This is a genomic window from Rhizobium sp. CBN3, assembly GCF_030518245.1.
Taxonomy (GTDB): Bacteria; Pseudomonadota; Alphaproteobacteria; order Rhizobiales; family Rhizobiaceae; genus Rhizobium; species Rhizobium aethiopicum_A.
Genome location: NZ_JAULSE010000064.1, coordinates 1 through 4,382, shown reverse-complemented (window position 1 = coordinate 4,382; position 4,382 = coordinate 1). Strand labels below are relative to the sequence as shown.

Sequence of the window (4,382 nt, the reverse complement as noted above, 5' to 3'; positions counted from 1 at the left end):
CACCGGTTCGGCTTTGAGACGCTAGGCAAGCTCGCCGAGACCGGCACGAAAATGGTCGATGACGCTATTGAAGTTATCGAAACCTATCCCGACGTGGCGCGGGCATCATGACATCAATTTTCGAGGAAAGAGATCATGTCAGACATTGTGGAGCAGCTGAAGAAGGTCCGCAAGCTGCAGTCCCGCGCCGCCGCTGCCAAAATCTCAGCATTTGCAATGGCCAGAACGAGAGTTCGATGGTGAGCTCACTGGCATGATCATGGCTCTCAACCACGCGGCGGTTGCCGCCTGAAGAACTGCCAGACTCTCGTTGCCGCAGACGACATTGCTGCGCAATCTCGCGAACAAATCAGGAGAACGGTGTTGCGTTTCACAATCTTTTGCGGCCTCCTGCTGCTCGTCGTCTGGGCGAAGGCACTAACGAGTTACTTCGTCTGGCATTCCATCCACGAAGTCATCGTTGCAATGGTGGCTAGTTTGTTGCTTCTTCAGTGGGCGTATATCGCAAGCCTGCTCTTTTCCATCTGGCAATCCAGCCGTAATTACAGGAGTCGCCAAAGGGCTAGACGATCCGATCATCGCTAGACTAGAACGTGGTGTCAGCCACAGCCTATCATGAGGGCGAAAACCTCGGCGTTCTTTGGAACGCCTCTCATCAAATCAGATCCAACCATGAGTCAACGGAATTCGAACCTGCCGGATGACGTGGATGCGTCGAGAGCCCTATCGCCGCGCAAGCTCTGCAACCTCGGCCGTGCCATGATGACGTGTAACAGGTGGCCTGCTCATGCCCTATCTGTGGTGGCTCCGACTTCATTCGCGGCGGCGAGACCGTCAGCGAAGTGCTGGACTATGTTCATGCGTCCTTCCGTGTCGTGCATCATGTCCAGCCCCGCTTTACCTGCAAAGCAAAATTGGCCCTTGTTTAGATAGTCGAGGCCGCACTGCCAGAACACAGCGAGGCGATTTTGTCTTGTGGCCAGGTATGTGAAAGACGCTCATGCGAGCCAGCAGCACTGGACAGGAGAGGTCAGCATTTGAATTTAAAAAGGTACCTTGATCCAAAAGTGGATGTGCTCGCTTCAGTAGCTGAATTGGATGGTCTGTACCGCGTCCAGAGGACCATAAAGAAACGTAAGTTATAAGGCTGAGCCTATGAATTTCATGAGAACGGAGCAGGGGCTTCTCTGCGTTTCAATTGCCGTTACCATCCTCCTTGCCTGCATCGGCATTTTGTTCGGGATCATTTCAGGTTCGTTCGCAATCATATTCGATGGTGTCTACGCATTGACGGACGCTGCTATGACTGTCGTAGCTCTGCTTGTTACAAAGCTCATCGCGTCATCCGAAGCGCCCTCCAGCAAAGGAAAACTTATCGAGCATTTCACGATGGGGTTCTGGCATCTTGAGCCCATAGTCTTGGCTCTCAACGGCATTCTCATAACCGGGTCGGCTGTTTACGCACTTGTCAACGCAATCGGCAGCATTTTGCATGGGGGACGTCCGCTCAACTTTAGTCAAGCAATCGTCTACGCCGTCGTAACACTCGGTGTGACAGCCACCATGGGGGTTATTGGTGATCGAGCTAATCGTAAGATCAAATCTGATTTCGTTGCCCTGGATACGAAAGCTTGGCTGATGTCCGCCGGGCTAACGATCGGGTTACTCGTCGCGTTTGCCATCGGATATTTCATTCAGGGGTCTTCTTACGAATGGATCTCGCCGTTTATTGACCCGGTCGCGCTGGCATTAATCTGCATTGTGATCATTCCCATTCCGGCGGGCACGGTTCGGCGAGCGCTCGCCGACATACTGCTTGTTACGCCATTAGATCTCAAACAACAAGTTGACGCGGTCGCCAAAACAATCATCGAACGACATGGATTCATATCCCACCGGGCTTATGTGGCCCGGGTCGGCCGAGGCCGGCAAATCGAGCTACATTTCGTTGTCTCAGAGGACCTCCCGGCGAGGAAATTGCAGGAATGGGATAAGATCCGTGACGAAATCGGGCTCGCGATTGGTAACGAGGGTCCGAGTCGTCGGCTCACCATCGCCTTTACAACCGATCCTGAGTGGGCGGATTAGGATTTTGAACCGAATTTGGAGCCCTGTATCGCAGGCATTCCATAACGGGCGTGATCCTCGAACCGGATGCATAGCTCGGCGTTTTTTCCAGCCACCATGCGTCAATTTCACGGTTCGTACCAATCTTCGATCAATGCGGCCAGTTTCGATGCCGTAGTTTTCCGTTATGCCTCCAGGCGCGATACTCGATTCAGCGAATAGGGTTGGCTGAACCCAGATCGCGCCTTTGCGTTCAAGCTCCACAGGCGGTTTCGCCGTCTTGATCTTGTTGAGATCCTGCCGGAGGCCGATTGTCTCGCGTTCTTTGAAACGAGCGACGCCTATGTCCTTGTACTGGCTCAGGAGGGCGCGGCCCAGCTGCCCAGGTTCCGATAGATGTCATCGCACAGCTGTCGGACCTGTCGATTGAGCTCACCAAGTTGCGCAGGCGTATGGTCGGAAATTTCCAGAAGAGCGTCGCCCAGGCAGCCAGCTCGCGACCTCAGCTCCGGCCCGCGTAACCCGCCGGGTGATGCTGCGGGCGGCAAGGGTCATCAGCGACTATGGTTCCGCGAACGCGACGAGGCGCCCGCGGATAGCCGTCGGCAACATGAAGTCGCCTCGTAGGTCAGACCTTGTGCAGAAAATCGACCACGCCGGTATCGAGATCATAATAGGCGGGCACGATCTTCACCTTGCCTTCCTCGACCAGGCGAGAAACAATCGCACTTTCGGTGAGGATGCGCTCGGCGCCGTTGAAGGCATTGGCATGGACGGTGTTGTCGACAAAATTGTCGCCGCGATCGGTCTCCGCCAAAGCCACGGGCAGGATCGGCTGGGTCATCTTGCCGATTGAGCCATCGAGCTTGGTGCCCTTGGACACGACCTCGCAGGCGGCGGAGACCGCCCCGCAACGCTTGTGGCCCATGACGACGATCAGCGGCGCATGCAGATGTTCGGTGCCATATTCGATCGTGCCGAGCACATCGGTGTCGACCACGTTTCCGGCATTGCGGGCGACGAAGAGTTCGCCGAGCGTCACGCCGCCGAATACAAGTTCCGGCACGACACGGCTGTCGGAACAGGTCAGCACGATCGCCCAAGGTGCCTGGCTCTTGGCGACGTCCTGCCGGCGCTTGGAAATATTGGCGGCGCAGGCTTCCGTGTCGGCGACGAATTTCTTGTTGCCTTCCTGGAGTTTTGCCAGTGCTTCATCCGGCAGAAGGGCGGGAGCGTTCGAGGCGAATGCCGGCATGGTCATGTCAAAGCCTGCAGTCATGACGGCCACGCCTCCGATGCCGGCAAATTTCAGCAGGGAGCGACGGCTGAGTGGGGAGGAATTGCATTCAAAGCACATGGTATCGGTCCTTTTGCAATATCCGGGATGGCTGCGGAGAAATGGCACCTGCTCCAAGTCATGTCCGGCAATTCTCCGGGAATCGGAGAATGGCCGATTGGTTATGCCTTGATATAGCACTCATCAAGCGGAATTTTGACGCATCGGAGGAGCTAAGCCAATACTGGAGTATTGCCCCGGCCGTACGGTAGATCAACCCGGCCCTGACGGGTTCTGGCGAGGGATGCTCATGCGCGGCATATTGGGTTGCAAGGGACCCTTTGGGCGCTGCCTTCTGCTTCTTTAGTGGCTCCGCTGCCGCCGGCGGGATCGCATTCATTAACTCACTCGGGAACCTAGGAGCATTTGTGGGGCCGTTCGTTATAGGGTATCTCCGTAGTCAGCCCGGAGGTTTTTCCACAGGCCTATACGCTTTGGCAATCATGGGCCTAGCCGCGACAGTCATGTTGATTTTCCTCCTGCGCCTCCTGCGCCTCCTGCGCCAAACTCGATAGAAACAACCAGATGTTCTTGTGTTTGTTGTCACGTGAGCCGAGCCGGTTAGGTGCACAACGAGATGCGGCTCGGGTCCGCGAGGAACCAACAGCAAGAGCTCGCAAAATTCCTCAGCGTCACCGGCCGCCGTCTTCGCACCCAAGGCCGAACCCGGCAATGCCGACGATGTGCTGGTGTCGACCGAAGCGATGAAGGTGGAAACGGCAATTCACGCCGAGGAGAACGGCACGATCGCCGAAGTTCTCGTCAAAGCCGGCGACCAGATCGATGCCAAGGACCTGCTTGTAACTATCGCGGCCGGTTCAGCGTAAAGTTCCATAACATGCATTATGCTATTTGGTGTTGTAGAGGGGGTACATTCTATCTCGAACTGCAACAAAGGCGCTAAGCTGCCTGCTTTTCGGGAGCCATGGTTTGATCCGTACCTTTTCGCATTTGAGTTTTGACGAACGCCGATCGATTT

The 4,382-nt window shown here is 55.7% G+C and carries 5 protein-coding genes; 4 read left to right on the top strand and 1 reads right to left on the bottom strand.

The features are described 5' to 3' along the window. From QWJ46_RS30840 to QWJ46_RS30830, 3 genes are all read left to right on the top strand, one after another. On the top strand, positions 1-111 hold a 111-nt coding region (locus QWJ46_RS30840), incomplete at its 5' end, for a DUF269 domain-containing protein (RefSeq protein WP_302756306.1). Positions 112-776: 665 nt separating this feature from the next. Continuing rightward, entirely contained in the window at positions 777-929 is a 153-nt protein-coding gene (locus QWJ46_RS31395; protein ID WP_196411598.1) for an IS66 family transposase zinc-finger binding domain-containing protein, read from the top strand. A gap of 226 nt (positions 930-1,155) precedes the next feature. Further along, a complete protein-coding gene (locus QWJ46_RS30830) occupies positions 1,156-2,088 on the top strand; it encodes a cation diffusion facilitator family transporter (RefSeq protein ID WP_004675922.1) in 933 nt (310 codons plus the stop codon). Between the two features lie 607 nt (positions 2,089-2,695). Here the strand turns inward: QWJ46_RS30830 and QWJ46_RS30825 are convergent. After that, on the bottom strand, positions 2,696-3,424 hold the full coding sequence (locus tag QWJ46_RS30825) for a carbonic anhydrase (protein WP_004675921.1): 729 nt from the start codon (positions 3,422-3,424) through the stop codon (positions 2,696-2,698). 662 nt (positions 3,425-4,086) lie between these two features. Here QWJ46_RS30825 and QWJ46_RS30820 point away from each other — a divergent pair. Continuing rightward, the gene (locus QWJ46_RS30820; protein WP_018247178.1) at positions 4,087-4,230 is read left to right on the top strand and encodes a biotin/lipoyl-containing protein; all 144 of its coding nucleotides are present in this window, start codon (positions 4,087-4,089) and stop codon (positions 4,228-4,230) included. Positions 4,231-4,382 lie beyond the last annotated feature (152 nt).

What these genes read in the sequence shown, in the direction of transcription:
- QWJ46_RS30830 (WP_004675922.1), top strand. Translation starts at nt 1,156, where the DNA reads ATGAATTTCATGAGAACGGAGCAGGGGCTTCTCTGCGTTTCAATTGCC.
- QWJ46_RS30825 (WP_004675921.1), bottom strand. Translation starts at nt 3,424, where the DNA reads ATGTGCTTTGAATGCAATTCCTCCCCACTCAGCCGTCGCTCCCTGCTG.